Consider the following 17,088-nt stretch of genomic DNA (forward strand, 5'->3'; position numbering starts at 1 on the left):
TAACACCTTGATCAAAGTGCAATCAGAGCTGAAAGGAATTATGGCGATGCTAGGCAGTAAATATCTGTCTCAGAGAAACGCTCTAGCAATAGCAATGGCGTTTCTACTAATGCTCACGACATTTATGTCATGTTTTATCACTCCTGCTCGTGCTGAGAATTTGTACACCATCACCGAATACCGCACTCCCACCTCTATCTCTAGCCCTGAGTTCATCACGGCAGGTACGGACGGGGCGATGTGGTTCACCGAGTATGAAGGTAACAAGATCGGCAGAGTTACTAATTCTGGTAATATTTTTGAATATGACATCCCGACCGCAGGTTCTGAGCCTGAGGGTATCATAGCCGGACCGGACGGGAATCTGTGGTTTACCGAGTATGGTACTGCCCAAATCGGCAAGATTACGATAACCGGGGTCATTTCAGAATTCGCCCTTCCCACCACAGCCTCTGGTCCTTATGGCATCACTGTTGGGTCGGATAATAATCTATGGTTTACTGAGTATGATGCTAATAAGATTGGCAAAATTACTACCACGGGCGACATCACCGAATATGATGCTCCCGCAGGTTCCGGTCCAACTAGAATTGTCGCTGGACCGGATGGGAATCTGTGGTTCGCTGAATATACCGCTGGTAAAATCGGTCAGATTTCGACTTCCGGCGTAGTCCTCAACGAATACATCATCCCCACTCCGAACTCCAACCCTGAGGGCATTACTGTTGGGATGGATGGGAATCTGTGGTTCACTGAGTTTGCGGGTAACAAAATCGGTATGATTACGCCCTACGGCGACATCACCGAATACAATATTCCTACTTTAAACTCAGGTCCTTATGGTATTAGCAAAGGACCTGATGGCAATGTGTGGTTCACCGAGGGTAGTAGTAACAAAATTGCGATGGTAGCCGCTACCGGCGACATCACCGAATACAACGTTCCCACTGCGGCTTCGTGGCCTTATAGCATTGCTGCCGGTTCGGATGGGTACGTTTGGTTCACCGAAGCAGATGCTAGCCAAGTTAGTAAAATGAGGGTAATTCCGAAGAAATTTACTACCGCCGAAATCGTGCCGACCTTATCGCTTACTCCCGACCGCGTAGCCGGAACGGGTGTGGATAATCGCCTTACCCTGAGTATCAAGCTTAAGAATCTTGGACCGGGTGGGGCAGGCTACGCTTGGTTTGAAGTACCAATCGAACCTACTTACCTACTCGATTACGCTAACTTCGGAAATAGCGGGTTGTGGGTTTCAAAGATTTCAGCCACCTCTGTTCGTGTAGAGTTACGGCAATTGGATTTTGGTGCAAGCGTACTAGGTAGCCTAGTGTTGAAACCGAATCCGGAAAACCCGCCGATAGCAGGAACGGAACTGAGTTTCAAAATTCAGGTCAACTACTCGGATGAGGTGCAATACGAACATAGCTTCAGCAACAAGGTGAGCGTAACCTTTGGGGAAAGCGACCTTGATGTGAACAAAGATACCCTTCAAACCCTTGCACCGATAACGGTCAATGTGGGGGAGAAAGCAGCGATCAGCGCGGATGTGTTCCTCCCGAACGAGAAAGTAACAATGTGGTACACCAGTCCCGACGGCAATAGTGTGGATCTAGGTTACGTATGGGCGGATGAGAACGGTAAGATTGCCACTAACTTTGATACCACCGGGTTTGTGAGCGGTTCTTACTCGTTTGTGGCGCATGGGCTGAAAAGTGAGGTACGCTCATGTACTATTGTCACCATCACTGGACAAACCCTTACGTCTGTAACAGCAAAAGCGGGATATAAGGTAGCGATCAGCGCAAATGTGTTCCTACCCAGTGAAAAAGTACCGTTGTGGTACACTGGACCGGATGGCAAGAGCGTGGATTTGGGCTACGTCTGGTCGGATGAGCACGGCAAACTCGTAACCAATTTTGATACTACCGGGCTGGCAAGCGGGTCGTACTCGTTTGTAGCGCAGGGGCAACGCAGTAACATTCAGGCTTGTACTATCGTGATTGTCACTGCCGAATAGCTTAATAATAATCTGGTTCTTCAAGAATCCCGGTAGCAATGCCGGGGTTCTTTTTTTGTGACAAATTTACCAACTCAAGACTAGAAAGATTAAACCTAAATTAATAAAAAACAAAAACCACAACTATTAATGCCAGTTAATTAATAAACATTAATAGAGAGGTAATGGAATTAGTAATGTTGGTTTAATAAAATTAATGAGGCTTCATTTGTGCTCAAATCTAAAATGCTTTGGTCATAGTGAGATCAGAGCAGAAGGGAGTTATGGCTATGCAGAGCAGTAAATCCTTGTCCCAACGAAACGCTCTAGCAATAGGAACTGTGTTGCTATTGCTACTAACTGCCCTAATGGCATGTTTTGCCACCCTCCGCACCGCCCGTGCCGAAAGTCTCTACACCATCACCGAATACGATGTCCCAACAGCGGTTTCTGGTTCTGAAACCATCACACAGGGACCGGATGGAGCGATGTGGTTCGCAGTTTGTGACGACAACAAGGTCGTCAGGATTACTAATTCTGGCGTAATCACTGAATACGATATGCCAGCAGGCTCGTGTCCTGACGCTATCACGGCTGGACCTGACGGGAATATTTGGCTCGTCGAGTATGACGCCAACAAAATCGCCAAGATGTCAACGGCGGGGGTTGTGCTCGCCGAATATGACATCCCAACTTCGGGGGCTAATGTTTATGCCATCACGGCGGGACCGGATGGGGCTCTGTGGTTCACAGAACATGAGGCCAACAAGATCGGCAGAATTACCACTTCGGGCGCATTCAGCGAATATAATGTCCCATCTTCGGGGGCATTACCTTATGGCATCACCAAGGGACCGGATGGGGCGCTGTGGTTCGGAGAATATGATTACTCGAAGATTGGCAGGATTACCACCTCCGGCGATATCACCGAATATCCGCTTCCATCAGGTTCATATGCTATATTTCTTGTGACAGGTCCGGACGGGAATATCTGGTACAGCGACTATTACTATGGGGTGGCGAAGGTTAACCCTTACACCCACGAAGTCACCAAATATGATATCCCCGATGTGGATTCTGACACGTTTGGGCAAATCACGGTAGGGGCAGATGGGAATTTGTGGTTTCCAGATTATTACGGCAACAAGATTTGGAGCATTACCACCGCCGGTGTTCTCAACTCATACGATATCCCCACCAAAAAATTTTCACCTTGGGGGATGGCGGCGGGTTCGGATGGCTACATCTGGTTCCCCTCGTATAATAGCGGTAAGGTTGACAAAATGCGGGTGGCAGAGGCAATACCTACCACCGCCGAAATCGTGCCGACCTTGTCACTTACCCCTGACCATGTAGCGGGGATAAGCGCGGATACTCGCTTGAACTTGAGTATCAAGCTGAAAAACTTTGGACCGGGCGGAGCAGGTTTCGTCTCGTTTGAAGTGCCAATCGAACCGACAATCTTGCTGGATTACGCCAACTTCGGCAATAGCGGGATGTGGGTCACAAAGGTCACTCCTACCTCGGTGAGAGTAGAGTTGCGACAATTGGACAATGGGTCGAGCGTATCGGGTAGCCTTGTGTTGAAACCAAACCCGGATAATCTGCCAACCGCAGGAACGGAACTGAGTTTCAGAATACAGGTGACTTATGCTGACGAAGTGAGAGGAGAGCAAGCTACCAGCAACAAGGTGAGCGTAATCTTCGGGGAAAGCAACCTAGATGTGAACGAAGACACGATTCAGACGCTTACGCCTGCAACTGCAAAAGCAGGAGATAAGGTAGCGGTCAACGCGGAACTGTTCATCCCGAACGAGAAGGTAGTGCTATGGTACACGGGACCGGATGAAAAGAGTGCAGATTTAGGCTACGTGTGGGCGGATGAGAACGGGAAGATTTCTGCCAGCTTTGACACAACAGGGTTGGCGAGCGGATCGTACTCGTTTGTGGCGCACGGGCTAAAGAGCGAAGTACGCGCTTGTACCATCGTGACCGTTTCCTAGTTTGGAGTAAGCAACTCAACTAGGTGTTAAGGCAAGGGGTTGCGCCCCTTGTCTTTATTTCAAACGCAACCCCTGAAATAGCTGTTTGTTAAAATAGATTGCAACACCCTAAACCCCGTGCTAAGATTGAATCAACCTAACCAAAAAAATTGAGAAGAAACGGAAGAATAGCCGTATGCTTGCCAAAGTTTACACCTGCGCCTTGCTCGGTTTGGAAGGCATTCTGGTAGAAGTGGAAGTGGATACCGCTAACGGTAACCCCTTCTTTGCCATGGTAGGTTTGCCTGATACGGCAGTGCAAGAAGCACGCGAACGGGTGCGGGCTGCTATCAAGAATAGCGGTGGCTATTTTCCCGGCAACAAACGGGTAGTGGTAAACCTTGCACCTGCCGATGTTCGCAAGGAAGGTCCCGCTTACGACCTGCCCATCGCGGTGGGTATTTTGCTTTCTGCCACCGAAGGCGCCTATGGCGACCTTTCCGATGCTATTTTTCTGGGAGAATTGAGTCTTGACGGGTCGCTGCGCCACAGCGACGGCGTGTTGCCGATGGTATCGGTGGCGAAGGGACACGGTATCCGGCGTATCTTTGTGCCTGCGGTAGATGCAAAAGAAGCAGCATTGGTGGAGGGCGTAGCGGTTTACCCGGTGGCGACTCTAAGCGAACTGGCGGCGCATCTCGAAGGGCGGCATGCTATCATCCCACTCAAGAGTGACTTCACTCTGCTGCAAAAAAATCATGAAGAGGATTCACGCTACGATTTCAGCCTCATCAAAGGGCAAGAACACGCTAAACGTGCGTTGGAAATTGCAGCATCCGGTGCACATAATGTTTTTATGTCAGGACCTCCCGGTTCAGGCAAAACGCTGTTGGCACGTACTATGGTCACAATCTTGCCACCTATGACCATTGATGAGGCGCTGGAAGTGACCAAAATCTACAGCGTTTCCGGGTTATTGCCTTCTGATATGCCATTGGTGATACAGCGCCCTTTCCGCTCACCGCATCACTCGATTTCCTCGGCGGGTTTGGTGGGAGGGGGTCGCTTCCCGCGTCCGGGTGAAATCAGTCTGGCTCATCGCGGTGTGCTGTTTCTGGACGAATTACCGGAATTCGGACAGCAAATGCTCGACCAGTTACGGCAACCGTTGGAAGATGACCGCACCTTGGTGCTATCCCGTGCCTCTGGCAGCGTCAAATATCCGGCTAACTTCATTCTAATTGGTGCGATGAATCCATGTCCTTGCGGTTTTCTTGGAGATTCGCAAAAAGCATGCGTCTGTCCGCCCGCTCGTATCCAGAATTACCAAAAACGTCTGAGTGGTCCGCTACTTGACCGTATTGATATTCACATCGAAGTGCCGAGAGTGGAATATGAGAAACTTGCTGATGCCCGCCTCGGCGAACCATCTACTCGCATACGTGCACGGGTAGCCCGCGCTCGCGAAATTCAACTACAACGCTTCGAAAGCTATCGTTCTCCTGCAATCGAGGAAGGCAAATCGCCACGTCGACTTTTTACTAACTCCGAGATGGGACCGGGCGAGGTGCGGGCGTTTTGCAAGACCGATGCTGCCGCCGAAAGTTTGCTTAAAGCGGCAACCCGCCAAATGGCGTTGTCTGCTCGCGCCTACCATCGTATCCTGAAATTGGCGCGTACTATCGCTGATCTCTCCGAAAGTGAAGCGATACAGGCGGCTCACATCGCCGAAGCTATTCAGTACCGCCGCAAAGAGCAAGTGTAACTGCTTCTTTTGCTACTCAATAGTGGAGTGCTAAAAAAAGCCCGGTATATTTTACCGGACCTTGCATATCTAATATTTTAATTTATCTGGATTACTATTACACTATTGAAATTAACTACCCTTATAACCTGGTCTCCTAAAGAATGATAGGAAAGTTCGGAATATTCCCCGGTAGATATTGAGGAACCCGTTTACCACACCCTTGATTAGCTCACCTATTGTATTCCGCATATTACTCCCTCCTTTTGGATTGAATAAGTTTATCTACAATCTGAAAGAATCTCAAAAGAAAAACAAAGAGAATTGCTTCACTTTGTTATAATTTTTAAGTTGAAAGGATCAACTAACGGTATTATTATACCACTGCTTGTAAAAGCCACATCGACCAATTCAACAAAGGTCAGGTTAAGTTCTGTAATTTTTGTTAAGCACCCTTTTATTAGCTGCTTTCTAACAGTACTGGTTGTCTACTATTCTTGTTGTAACTGGAATAGAAGAACTCCATTCACAGGTTGTCTCAAATTGGGGGTTTGCGATACTTTGTCACCTAATCTGTGTTTGGCTGCCTTATCGCGGTTGGTAAAGTCGCCTCACCCCCATTTATCTCCGTTGTAACAACTCAGCTCAAATCAGGAAAGTCCGGGCGAGACTTCTGCTTTATCCTCTGCTTCAGCAGTTATCGGTTGATTTTGACCGGAACGGGGCGCTTCTTTGAATAAGAAACAAATCAAGATTGTCGCCACGCTTATAATCAAAACCGCAAAAAAACCTTGCTGTAATGCTCCGGCAAAGGATGTTTTAACCGAAGCAAAAACCTGATTTAGTAGGTCAAGGCTTTGCTGCGTGTTTGGACCCGCAGAGCTTTTGACCATTTGTATAACCTTATCCTGTGCGGCAGGATTAACCAGTACCTGCGGATTGGTGGCAAATTGCAAAGCCTGCGCTGGCAAATAACGCACTGCATCTGCCGGGAGATTGTTGGTTAAATTACTGGACATGGTGTTATTTACCACCGTTCCGACAATTGCAATTCCTAGCACTCCGCCTAGTTGCCCGAAGAATCGCACTGCTCCAGTACCCACGCCCAATTGCGAACGCGGCAACGAATTCTGTACCGATAGCGTCAGGATACTCCAGAACGGTCCCATTCCCAACCCCGCAATTATCATAAAGAATACAGCTTCGATTATTGCGGTGGTGGGCGACATCTGCGCGATCAGGAACACACCTAACGCCATAATCAGCCCAGCGATAATCGTTATTACCACGTAACGCCCTAGGCGGCTCACCAACATACCCGCTACCATTGCGCCCACCACCGAACTTAGTGTCAGGGGCGTAATCAACTCTCCCGCGTTAGTAGCGGATTCCCCCAAAATGCCCTGTAGAAAGAGCGGTAGGTAAATAATCAAGCCGATTACTACCATCATCTGCAACATCGAGAGCAGTGAGGCTACGGTGAAAATGCGGTTGCGTAGAAGGTTTAGCGGTAAAATTGGGTCTGGCACGAATCGTTCTGCCACCACAAACAGCAAGTAAAGTACCCCGGCGGCTATCAAAATGCCTACCACTTGTACTGAACCCCACTCAAAAGTTTGGTTGCTACCCCATGTTAGCCCTAGCAACAAACAGGTTGTAGCTGCTGCCACCAGAATTGCCCCTAGAAAGTCGATGCGGCGAATTGCTGCCCAACCCGTGTGGATGGCGCTGCGTTCGGACAGATTTCCCGGTAGATAAAGCAACAGTCCTAGTAGGGCAAAGAATCCGATCGGCATGTTAATATAGAAAACCCAGCGCCAGCGGGTAGTTTCTGTTACCAAATCGCCCATAAGTAGTCCGTTATCGGTGAGCCAGCCACCTAGGGTAGGTCCAATCAGGTTGGCGATACCGTAAACCGAGCCGAATAGCCCTTGCCACTTGCCGCGTTCTGATGGCGGGAAAATATCGCCTACCACCGTAAAGACCAGCGCAATACCTGTGCCTGCTCCGAAGCCCTGCAAGGCTCGGAAGACGATGAATTGATCCATTGTCTGCGCTGCTCCGGATAGCACCGAACCTAGCAAGAATATCAACGAGCCGATTATTAGAAACCATTTGCGTCCGAATTGGTCTGAGAGCTTGCCTACGATCGGTATCACGGTGACAGATGCCAGCGCGTAAGCCGTTAACGACCACGTGTAGCGGTCAAAACCTTGTAGGGTACTGATAATTCTAGGTAATGCGGTGCTGATAATAGTTTGATCTAGCGCCTCCAACAAGAGGGTCAGCAGCAATGCGCCAAGAACACTGAACAGTGCAAAACCATGCAACCGCCGCCCGATTCCGTCCGGGTGGACGGCTACTACAGCCCCTTTTGAGGTTGATTGTTCCATTAGATTTCAGAATCCTTTCAAGTTGTTTTATGATGTTCCGCCAAAGCATCGGCGTGTGGAGCATGGGTATCGGCTAAACGCACCAGCAGTTCATGAAAAAATCGCAGCTCTTCCGGGTTGAACACTCCAAAGTATTGGGCAGAGAAACACTTGACTACCTCTTCGGAGCGTTGCAACATCTCTTTTCCGGCTTCGGTAAGATGCACCAGCACTGCCCGCCGATCCTGTGGATGTGGCAATCGCTGCACCAGTCCCCGCTCTTCCAATTCATTTACAATCCCCACCATTTTAGCCTTATCAATACGAAGCGGCGGGCTGAGGTGTGCCTGAACCTGCGGACCAAAACTTTCCAACACTCCTAGCACTCCCAGTTGTTGTTCATTAATTCCTAGCGGCGTAATTGCATCGGAAAAAAGGGTGCGTCCAATTTCTGCTACCTGATACAGGACAAAACCGGTAGAGCGCATTATAAAATCTGGCAGGTAATGGTTTCCTTCCAATTTTATTCTCCTGTTTTTTGTTTGCCGAGCCGAAAACGTTTGAACTAAAAACATTATTAATAAAAACGTTTCTGTAAAAAATGCTATCATAAAAAACGATTCTGTCAATTCTCATTTTATCGAGTGGTTATCTTAATCGGAGAATAAAGGTCTTGAAAATTCGCGATTTAAATCCTAAACTACTTCTATTCTTTTGGTTTGTTAAACAATCACAGCGCTTCGATTGTTTCATCGTTTGTACTTGCTCCTGTAGTGAAAGGAGGATAGTAATGAAAAAAATTAGAACTCTCTTGATTGTGCTTCCAATTTTGATGCTCTTGCTGGTTGCCTGTGGCAATGAGAATGTCAATAGAGCCGTTCCGGCAGGGCTGGAAATCGTTAATAAATATCAGACCTTGTTTAATCAAGGAGATGTGGTGGGCGTTACTTCCCTTTTTGATGAGCGTTCTTACGTTTCGGTCAAAAATCGCTATGAGCCTGAAACCGGTGCGCTTTCTGATGGTAGTTGGAATGTGTACATTGACATAGATAGCTGGATTCAGCAGCAGGTAAAAGATAATATGCAAATCGCCTTGTCTGATTGCAGCCTTGCTACCAACCTGATTACCTGCAAGATTACGATGGATGCCGACAACCATGAGGTCGAAGGCGTACAGGAAATTGTGGTGATTGATAACAAGATCAAGGTTGTCAGGCTCACTAACGATACCCTTACCCGTTAAAATTCTAACTTCCCATCGTTTGAAACAAAATAACAGCTTATTACGTAGAAAAAGTGAATTGAACGCAGCAAATTTGGAATATTCTTATGCAATTCCAAGCTATATATTGTTATAATAGAGCTTAATTAATTGCAAGCTAGACTAAAATCAGGAGTTAGAAATCATGTGGAATAACCAAAATAACAACTATCAGCCTTCTTGGCGAGGACAACCCGTATATTCGGGCGCTACTACGCTGGATCGCAGTAGCCTAATCCAGAAGGTAATGTGGTTTACCACTACCTCGATAGTAGCGGCAGCCGGGGGCGTATGGCTTGGCGTGAACGGTTTGCACAGCGCCTACAATATGAGCCGGGGTAGCTCGATTTTATGGATTATTGCTGAAATTGGTTTCATGATCGGTGCAATGGTGCTGCGCGAGAGAACGCCCATCAACTTTATTCTATTATACGGTTTTGCTCTTTCGTCCGGTGTGCTGCTTGCCCCTACTATGCAAATTCTGTCAGATGCGGGCTATAGCGGCATCATCGTGCAAGCTTTACTGGTAACAGGTGCGCTTACCTTTGCCCTTGGCATTTACGCTTGGACAACTAAGCGCGATTTCAGCGGGCTTGCACCATACCTTTTCGTAGCCGTTATCGGGCTACTGATCGTAAGTATGCTGAATATTTTCCTGCATAGTACAATGCTGTACAGCATAATAATGTACGCGGGGGTGATGATTTTCAGCTTCTATCTCATCTTCGATGTGCAGCAAGCTAAGAAGAGCCAGAACACCATCGGTAATGCTATCGCGCTTAGCATCGGGATATATTTGGATATTCTGAACCTGTTCCTCTTTATTCTGCAAATCCTGATGTCGCTACAGGGGCGAGATTAATTCCGAATAGAAGTATTAAAAATAGTTTGAGAGTGGCGGCGCTGCCACTCTTTTTTTGCGGTTTAACTTACTACTTTGCTAATCTTTTGTACTTTACCTTGTGCATCCAGCACCACCACCAACTTTAGCGGTAATGATTCTGCCTGCATTTGAACTTTCACCTTATTTGTCGTATCCGCAAGCACCTCATTAGCCTTGTCATAAGTTTGTTTTGCCTCTACTTTTCCATTAGCAGCAAGCGTCTTAAACTGATCTTGAGTTTTAGAGTCGGCAAACCAGCCATCCATTTCAGGGATACGCTTTTCTACTTCCCCATAAAATTTTATTTGCTCATCATACCAAGTTTTAAGATCCGTTTGTACTTCCTCAATTCGGCTAACTGCAAGTTCCCTGCTCTCCGGCAGTGCGCTTCTTACCTGTGCTGCCAACGCTCTGACACTCAAAGCTGCTAGATAAACCTGAGATTGGCGCTGATAGTCAGCTATACTTTTCTTAAATTCGTTGATTTTGTCATCGCTCCGAAAAACGAATAGCATTTTATCAAGCTTTATTTGTTTGAATGCGTCGTAGGAACGGGCTACTTGCGTATGGTAAAAGCTGATCGTTTGCTGAGACTCACGCTCTACCGCTTCAAGTTGGGTGCGAAAACTTTCCAAGTCGGTTGGCGCAATTTTTCGCTGGTTCATAACCGTCTTGATACCATTTAAGTATTTCAGATTTCCATCTATAATGCTGATTTCTTTGTCATCAAGAAATGATTTGATAGCATCCAGCTTTTTATTAACTACTTCGAATTGCTGATTAATCCCTTCCATAAACTGATCCAGCACTATGCTGCTTACCAGTGTAAATACTAGTACAGAAGGTGCTATTGAGGTTGGTTTGAATGGAGAAAACCCAATATGCCCCACTATCTTACCTGTACTTTTCTCAGTTATTACGCTGCTGACTCCTCCAATTTTATAGTTCATTTGCTCGTAATTACCGTTCCTTAGACCTTTGCAAATAGCTGGCTGGCAGATAACCGAATAGGTATTCTGGATTACGTTTGTAGGATTATTGACCGCAACCAGTGAAGGGGCTCCCTGAAAAAATGTACCCATTCCATCAAGGGTACTTTGATTCATGGGCACTTCCTGCAACTGTTCGTTTACACCTTCATATAAACTGATTTCCATCCAGGGGTTATCTTCTCCACCTACTTGCAACATATTCGGTTTTGGTACAGGTGTCGGGGAAGGCATAGGAGTGTTAGTAGTAACCTGCTCTACTGTATTTCCAGTTATTGGGCTTAGTGAAACAGTCCCGCTATTAACGGTTGCCGATGAACCGCCACAGGCAGACAAAATCAATGTGAGTAGTAAGAGGTAAACTACTACGAATCTTAGGCGTGGTTCCATGACTTGTACATATTCCTTTTCTGGTAAATCGTTTAATACTTGATTTATATCCTACCCCCAATTTTACATGCTATTAGTGCCTTTGACTACTATTATCTAATTTTGTTCGAACATAAAAACTCTATATAATTCCAAATCGTACAAATTCTCCACTTGTCATAATCAGGGTCTTTTCTTTTTACATAACATGTATTAAAATAGCCTGTAGTAATCGTGTTATGTTAATTTCCCGCGTTTTCCGGCTCATACCCAAGGGAGGGGCTTTCCAAAATGCGTCTAAACAATGCTTCGGACAGGAATTTTAGGCTAAACAGGCTGCGTCTATTGGGGGTGGTATTCCTTATACTGCTTACTCTCAATATGACCCTTACCGTAGAGGCAGGTTCTTTTGCGGCACCCGCTTTCGAGAATACTTGGCGTCGCCCCGATTTGCCCGTTTTACAGCAAGCGGTCAAGCGCAGTTTTGTATATGGGGTAGAGAGCTTCTATTCCAGCTACGAACCTTATGATGAATCGCCCAACGGGCAACGCCTCGTGCAATATTTTGATAAAGCCCGTATGGAAATTACCCGTCCTGATTTTGACCAGAATAACCTCTACTATGTTACCAACGGGTTGCTGGTTAAGGAGATGGTGCAGGGGAATTTGCAATTAGGCGACCGCCGTTTCCAGGCGCGCTATCCAGCATACGATATTCCGGTGGCTGGCGACCCGATTAATAATAATGCCGCTACTTACGGCAGTTTTACCGATCTTGCCAGTACACAGGTGAATCGTCCTCAAGAACCACACGTGGGATTGCCGATTACGCAGACCATCAACCGCGTTGGCATAGTCGATAACAACCCGGCGTTAGGCGCGTTGACCACTTACGGTTATTACGAACCGGTGCTTGGTCACAATATCGCGAAGCCTTTCTGGGACTATTTTAATCAGAAGGGGCTAGTTTTTGAAGGGCAAAACCCGGCAGTGGGCTTAGTGCTGAACTGGGTTTATACGGCTGGCTATCCCATCACCGAACCGATGTGGACTGTTTCAACGGTCAACGGCGCTAAACGTGATGTATTGGTGCAGCTTTTCGAGCGCCGTGTACTGACATGGACTCCTTCCAACCCGGATGATTTCAAGGTGGAAATGGGCAACGTTGGTCGCCATTACTACACATGGCGCTACGACCCCAAGTACGATGTGCCAGTAACACCCGCCTCGCGTGCCACTATCAACCCGACCGCCGCTTTCCCGGGCGCAACCTTCGTGGTTAAGAGTGACAGCTTCATTCCGAATGAGGCAATCAAAGTTACGTTGGTAACACCCGATGGCAAAACTAACGCATCATTTGATACTTGGGGCGCTAATACCAAAGGTGAGTTGCTCTACGTTTTTACTACTACTGCTGGAGCTACAAAGGGAGTTTATACCCTTATCTTTGATGGACAGGTGAGCGGCAATCGTTCGATAGTGTACTTCAAGCTCATCGGCATACCCGGCGTAACCGAGTAGGCTGTTACAGAACTTCGCCCCTTTTCTGGTTCGCCGGGAAGGGGCTTTTTTATTGGCGCTTGATTCGCTCGACTAGCTTTAGCACAACATAGGTAATGGTAGCTAGATATAGCGCCAACACTCCTTCAATTAGCAGATGTAGCCAGAAATGAGAATCGGTGAGGTAGGGTGAATATTCTTCACCCGCGATATGGGAGAAGTGCCAAATGAGCGCGCCAGCCAACCCGGTCAGTCCGGCAAAAGCCAGTCGCGCCCTTGAAAGTTGCCGTTTCACTTCTGAGCGCGGCGTTGTCGCAAGATTTCGTAGAGCGCCACCGAACCGGCTACCGCCGCATTGAGCGATTCTACTCTGCCAAGCATCGGTAACTTGATAAAGAAATCGCACTTTTCGCGCACGAGGCGGCTCAAGCCCGCGCCTTCGCTGCCCACCACCAGCCCGATTTTGCCAGTATAATCGGCGCGGTCGTAATCTTGCGCGTCCGGTTCATGCTCCAATCCTGCCACCCACACGCCGGATTCTTTCAACTCGTCTAGCGCACGCGGCAAATTCACCACCTGACAAATATGGAGATGCTCAACCGCACCGCTGCTGGCGTTGCGAACCGCCGGAGTAATCCCGGCAGCGCGCCGTTCAGGGATAATAAGCGCGGTTACGTCCGTTGCTTCGGCGCAACGAATAAGCGTACCCAGATTTTGAGGGTCTTGTAGGTAATCCAATATCAGAAAAAGCGCGTTAGGATTATCGGCAGCTTGCGCCAACACCTCATCAAGATTAGCGTAGCGATAATCTGAGACTTCGGCGGCGATGCCCTGATGGTTGGCGTTGGCAGTGCGCTTGTCCAGTTCAGGGCGGGGTAGTTTCTGCAAAGGAATTTTGCGGGTGGTTGCTTCCTTGAGGGCGAAATCCAACGTTCCGCCCGTTTTGGCTTCCGCGCCGTCAGCAAGATAAAGACGCAAAACTTTAGTGCCGGCTTTGGTACTACGCAATGCTTCGGCGACCGCGTTTCGCCCGTAAATTAATTCCATCGGTTAGCTTTCAAACTTCCAGTTTGTACCGTCCGGGCGGTCTTCCACCTTTACCCCCAACGCCTTGAGTTTGTCGCGAATCTGGTCGGCAAGCTGATATTGTTTGGCAGCTTTCAGAGCGGTGCGGGTTTCCACCAGCAACGAAATGAAAGGAGCAGCTTCCAGCCCACGTTTGGGAGAAGTATCACGGTCTAGGCGCAAACCTAGCACATTGCCGAGTTCCAGCAGAAGGGCACGCGCTTGGTGGAGGCTTTGGGGACTCGCGCCTTGTTCACGTCCCCGATTGAGTTCACGAGTCAGGTCGTATAAGGCGGCAATCGCAATGGCGCTGTTGAAATCGCTGTCCATCGCTTCGGTAAAGTTCGCACGCGCCTGTTCGGCGGCAGCATATAGCGTGGCGGTAGTGGCGGGATTGCCTGCGGTATCGTCAGGTTCGCCCCATTTTTCCACCGGGCTAAAAACGGCTTTCAAGCGTTCCAATCCGCGTTGCGCTGCGACAAAGCTTTCCTCGCTGAAACTCAGCGGGTTACGATAGACCGAACCGAGAATAAAAGCGCGTAAGGTATCGGCATCATAGTTTTCGAGGATATCACCGACGGTTACAAAGTTGCCGAGTGATTTACTCATTTTGTCACTGCCCATTTGCAGCAAGCCGTTGTGCATCCAGTAGCGCACGAAAGGACGTTTTCCGGTAGCGGCTTCGCTCTGGGCGATTTCATTTTCATGGTGTGGGAAAATCAGGTCAGCGCCGCCCCCATGAATATCAATCTGTTCGCCTAGATGCTCAACTGCCATCGCGGTGCATTCGATGTGCCAACCGGGGCGCCCATCACCCCACGGGCTTTCCCAACTTGGTTCTCCCGGTTTGGCGGCTTTCCACAAGGCGAAATCCAGCGCGTTTTCTTTGGCTTCGTCCGGTGCAATGCGTGCGCCTACCTGTAACTCGTCAAGGCTCTGGTGTTTCAACTCGCCGTATTCTGGCTTGGCGTTGACTCGGTAATAGACATCTCCATTGCTGGCGGGATAAGCAAAGCCTTTTTCGATGAGGGTTTGAATTGTCGCAAGGATATTGCCTAACTCATTGGTGGCGCGAGGGTAAATGGTAGCACGTTTTACGTTGAGAGCGTCCATCCATTCCAGAAACTGGTTAATGTACTTTTCGGTCATCGGCTGCCAAGGTACGCCCATTTCAGCAGCGCGTCTGATGATTTTGTCATCAATATCGGTGAAGTTCTGGGCGTGAATCACCTTGTAGCCCTTGAACTCCAGATAACGCCGTACAATATCGTAAACGAGCGCGCTCATGGCATGCCCGATGTGGCTGTTATCGTACACGGTAGGTCCGCACACATACATGCGAACCTCTCCCGGTACGATGGTCTCAAATTGCTCGATTTTACTACTCAGTGTGTTATATACCGTAAGCGACACTAGCCGCTGCCTCCTGTTCTAACAATGTTGGGTCGTAGAAACCCCCTTTAGAGTAGTATGCGCCGTTCTTGCTGTGGTTGCCGAGCAATAATTTGCCAAGCCCCTGTTCGATGCGTTCCAACCGCGCTTCCATAGCCTCCAAACGGTTATCCAGTTGCTCAATATTTTCGTGTTCGTGTTCAACTTCATGCGTTTGTTCGGTATGCTCTGCCAGTAATTGGCGCAAGCGTGCTTCCAGTTCTTCCGCTTTCTCCTGTAGCGCGTCTATCATATCACCTTCTGGGTCGGGCAGGTTTTCTACTCTGCGGTTTTCGTCGTTATGTCCGTTTCGCATCGCTACCACCCGCGCTGGTACACCCACTGCTGTAGTGTAAGGCGGCACATCTTTCAAAACTACCGCGCCGCCGCCGATGCGTGAGCCTTTGCCGAGAGTAATTGCGCCTAGCACTTTTGCGCCTACACCCACCAACACATCATCCTCGACAGTGGGGTGACGTTTGCCGCGCTGTTTGCCCGTGCCACCGAGCGTAACGCCTTGATACAAGGTTATGTTGTTGCCAAGCTCGGCGGTTTCACCGATGACTACGCCCGTACCATGATCTATGAACAACCCCTTGCCGATTGTTGCGCCCGGATGTATATCGATGCCGGTCAGGAAGCGTGAAAATTGGTTAATCAAGCGGGGGAAGAAAGGGACATTCATTTTATAGAGACGATGCGCCAACCTATGAAACAGGATGGCATGTAGGCTTGGATAGAGCAGTGCCTCAAACACATTGCGCGCTGCTGGGTCGCGCTCCATTATCGCTTTTATTTCATCTACAATTCCCATGTCTGGTTTTCTCCTTGCGGGAGTCGTTCCCGCTACTCCACAGCGTATCCATTCTCTTTCCAGAAACAAAAAAGCCCGCCTTTCGGTACGGGACATCGAAGCGCATGCTTGAAAAATGGCAACGCTAACGATGTCCCCAGCTACACAGGCAAGGCTCTCCCTCAACGCTTTGAATTGCAGCGATGGGGCTAAAGGCGATTCTGGTTTCCAGAACGGCGCGCTTTACGCTATTCGGATGTATTGGCGCGAATTTTCGCGACTGCCCAGAAAACATGGTTTTATCAAGTTATCTGACTAAAGGTTTCCTTAAACGGTTAAGCCGCAGATTCGGCTTTGCTGGAACTAGTACTGGTACTTTTGGAATCTGTACTCGTGCTGGTACTGGTATCGGTTTTCGCGCTGGTGGTGGTATCGGTCTTTACGCTGCTGCTGGTACTTTTACTGCTACCAGAATCTTCAGAACCGCTGCCTTTGCGACGATTATCATTAATATACCAGCCAGAACCCTTGAACACAATACCTGCCGGTGTAAATATCTTGCGAAGCTGATCCTGACCGCATTCGGGGCAAGTCTTCAACAGTGGTGCGCTGAAGCTTTGCATCTTTTCAAACCGATGCCCACACTCTTCACATTTGTAGTCGTAAGTAGGCATGAGTCTTCTTCCTCCTGAAAAACAAT

The 17,088-nt window shown here is 48.4% G+C and carries 15 protein-coding genes; 7 read left to right on the plus strand and 8 right to left on the minus strand.

The window, feature by feature from the left end:
• Positions 1-46 precede the first annotated feature (46 nt).
• From OZ401_RS06515 to OZ401_RS06525, 3 genes are all read left to right on the plus strand, one after another.
• Positions 47-2,020 carry a Vgb family protein gene (locus OZ401_RS06515; protein ID WP_341467416.1) on the plus strand — a complete coding sequence of 658 codons (1,974 nt, stop codon included), beginning with the start codon at positions 47-49 and terminating at the stop codon, positions 2,018-2,020.
• Between the two features lie 263 nt (positions 2,021-2,283).
• Positions 2,284-4,002 carry a Vgb family protein gene (locus OZ401_RS06520; protein ID WP_341467417.1) on the plus strand — a complete coding sequence of 573 codons (1,719 nt, stop codon included), beginning with the start codon at positions 2,284-2,286 and terminating at the stop codon, positions 4,000-4,002.
• A gap of 175 nt (positions 4,003-4,177) precedes the next feature.
• On the plus strand, positions 4,178-5,746 hold the full coding sequence (locus OZ401_RS06525; RefSeq protein WP_341467418.1) for a YifB family Mg chelatase-like AAA ATPase: 1,569 nt from the start codon (positions 4,178-4,180) through the stop codon (positions 5,744-5,746).
• A 629-nt stretch (positions 5,747-6,375) separates the two neighbouring features.
• Here the strand turns inward: OZ401_RS06525 and OZ401_RS06530 are convergent.
• A complete protein-coding gene (locus OZ401_RS06530; protein WP_341467419.1) occupies positions 6,376-8,118 on the minus strand; it encodes an MDR family MFS transporter in 1,743 nt (580 codons plus the stop codon).
• Positions 8,119-8,135: 17 nt separating this feature from the next.
• Positions 8,136-8,618 (minus strand): MarR family winged helix-turn-helix transcriptional regulator, encoded by a 483-nt coding sequence (locus OZ401_RS06535; protein ID WP_341467420.1) that lies wholly within the window; start codon positions 8,616-8,618, stop codon positions 8,136-8,138.
• Between the two features lie 269 nt (positions 8,619-8,887).
• On the opposite strand from OZ401_RS06535, the gene OZ401_RS06540 reads away from it, so the two are divergent.
• Both OZ401_RS06540 and OZ401_RS06545 read left to right on the plus strand, forming a co-directional pair.
• Entirely contained in the window at positions 8,888-9,340 is a 453-nt protein-coding gene (locus OZ401_RS06540; protein WP_341467421.1) for a hypothetical protein, read from the plus strand.
• A gap of 163 nt (positions 9,341-9,503) precedes the next feature.
• Positions 9,504-10,220, plus strand: a complete 717-nt coding sequence (locus OZ401_RS06545) for a Bax inhibitor-1/YccA family protein (protein ID WP_341467422.1) — start codon at positions 9,504-9,506, stop codon at positions 10,218-10,220.
• A 62-nt stretch (positions 10,221-10,282) separates the two neighbouring features.
• On the opposite strand, the gene OZ401_RS06550 is transcribed toward OZ401_RS06545, so the two are convergent.
• The gene (locus OZ401_RS06550) at positions 10,283-11,620 is read right to left on the minus strand and encodes a hypothetical protein (RefSeq protein ID WP_341467423.1); all 1,338 of its coding nucleotides are present in this window, start codon (positions 11,618-11,620) and stop codon (positions 10,283-10,285) included.
• 270 nt (positions 11,621-11,890) lie between these two features.
• Here OZ401_RS06550 and OZ401_RS06555 point away from each other — a divergent pair, with 270 nt between their 5' ends.
• Positions 11,891-13,120 carry a hypothetical protein gene (locus OZ401_RS06555; RefSeq protein WP_341467424.1) on the plus strand — a complete coding sequence of 410 codons (1,230 nt, stop codon included), beginning with the start codon at positions 11,891-11,893 and terminating at the stop codon, positions 13,118-13,120.
• Positions 13,121-13,169: 49 nt separating this feature from the next.
• Here the strand turns inward: OZ401_RS06555 and OZ401_RS06560 are convergent, their stop codons facing one another.
• Genes OZ401_RS06560 through epsC form a run of 4 tightly spaced genes read right to left on the minus strand, consistent with a single transcriptional unit; the run spans position 13,170 to position 16,409 of the window.
• On the minus strand, positions 13,170-13,394 hold the full coding sequence (locus tag OZ401_RS06560; RefSeq protein WP_341467425.1) for a hypothetical protein: 225 nt from the start codon (positions 13,392-13,394) through the stop codon (positions 13,170-13,172).
• A complete protein-coding gene (gene rlmB, locus OZ401_RS06565) occupies positions 13,391-14,146 on the minus strand; it encodes a 23S rRNA (guanosine(2251)-2'-O)-methyltransferase RlmB (protein ID WP_341467426.1) in 756 nt (251 codons plus the stop codon). Before rlmB ends, OZ401_RS06560 begins: the two co-directional genes overlap by 4 nt.
• Positions 14,147-14,149: 3 nt before the next feature.
• The gene (gene cysS / locus OZ401_RS06570; protein ID WP_341467427.1) at positions 14,150-15,577 is read right to left on the minus strand and encodes a cysteine--tRNA ligase; all 1,428 of its coding nucleotides are present in this window, start codon (positions 15,575-15,577) and stop codon (positions 14,150-14,152) included.
• Complete coding sequence (gene epsC, locus OZ401_RS06575; RefSeq protein ID WP_341469857.1) at positions 15,558-16,409, minus strand: serine O-acetyltransferase EpsC; 852 nt, start codon at positions 16,407-16,409, stop codon at positions 15,558-15,560. The genes cysS and epsC overlap by 20 nt, the downstream gene beginning before the upstream one ends.
• Positions 16,410-16,524: 115 nt before the next feature.
• Here epsC and OZ401_RS06580 point away from each other — a divergent pair, with 115 nt between their 5' ends.
• Positions 16,525-16,707 carry a hypothetical protein gene (locus tag OZ401_RS06580; RefSeq protein ID WP_341467428.1) on the plus strand — a complete coding sequence of 61 codons (183 nt, stop codon included), beginning with the start codon at positions 16,525-16,527 and terminating at the stop codon, positions 16,705-16,707.
• A 16-nt stretch (positions 16,708-16,723) separates the two neighbouring features.
• Here OZ401_RS06580 and OZ401_RS06585 read toward each other — a convergent pair whose 3' ends face one another.
• On the minus strand, positions 16,724-17,062 hold the full coding sequence (locus OZ401_RS06585) for an FmdB family zinc ribbon protein (RefSeq protein WP_341467429.1): 339 nt from the start codon (positions 17,060-17,062) through the stop codon (positions 16,724-16,726).
• Between the last annotated feature and the right edge of the window lie 26 nt (positions 17,063-17,088).

The sequence above is a fragment of the Candidatus Chlorohelix allophototropha genome, assembly GCF_030389965.1.
Classification (GTDB): domain Bacteria; phylum Chloroflexota; class Chloroflexia; order Chloroheliales; family Chloroheliaceae; genus Chlorohelix; species Chlorohelix allophototropha.

Bases quoted from the DNA above. Each gene is read 5' to 3' on its own strand.
- OZ401_RS06515 (WP_341467416.1), top strand. From the start codon at position 47: ATGCTAGGCAGTAAATATCTGTCTCAGAGAAACGCTCTAGCAATAGCA.
- OZ401_RS06520 (WP_341467417.1), top strand. From the start codon at position 2,284: ATGGCTATGCAGAGCAGTAAATCCTTGTCCCAACGAAACGCTCTAGCA.
- OZ401_RS06525 (WP_341467418.1), top strand. From the start codon at position 4,178: ATGCTTGCCAAAGTTTACACCTGCGCCTTGCTCGGTTTGGAAGGCATT.
- OZ401_RS06530 (WP_341467419.1), bottom strand. From the start codon at position 8,118: ATGGAACAATCAACCTCAAAAGGGGCTGTAGTAGCCGTCCACCCGGAC.
- OZ401_RS06540 (WP_341467421.1), top strand. From the start codon at position 8,888: ATGAAAAAAATTAGAACTCTCTTGATTGTGCTTCCAATTTTGATGCTC.
- OZ401_RS06545 (WP_341467422.1), top strand. From the start codon at position 9,504: ATGTGGAATAACCAAAATAACAACTATCAGCCTTCTTGGCGAGGACAA.
- OZ401_RS06550 (WP_341467423.1), bottom strand. From the start codon at position 11,620: ATGGAACCACGCCTAAGATTCGTAGTAGTTTACCTCTTACTACTCACA.
- OZ401_RS06555 (WP_341467424.1), top strand. From the start codon at position 11,891: ATGCGTCTAAACAATGCTTCGGACAGGAATTTTAGGCTAAACAGGCTG.
- rlmB (WP_341467426.1), bottom strand. From the start codon at position 14,146: ATGGAATTAATTTACGGGCGAAACGCGGTCGCCGAAGCATTGCGTAGT.
- epsC (WP_341469857.1), bottom strand. From the start codon at position 16,409: ATGGGAATTGTAGATGAAATAAAAGCGATAATGGAGCGCGACCCAGCA.
- OZ401_RS06580 (WP_341467428.1), top strand. From the start codon at position 16,525: ATGGCAACGCTAACGATGTCCCCAGCTACACAGGCAAGGCTCTCCCTC.
- OZ401_RS06585 (WP_341467429.1), bottom strand. From the start codon at position 17,062: ATGCCTACTTACGACTACAAATGTGAAGAGTGTGGGCATCGGTTTGAA.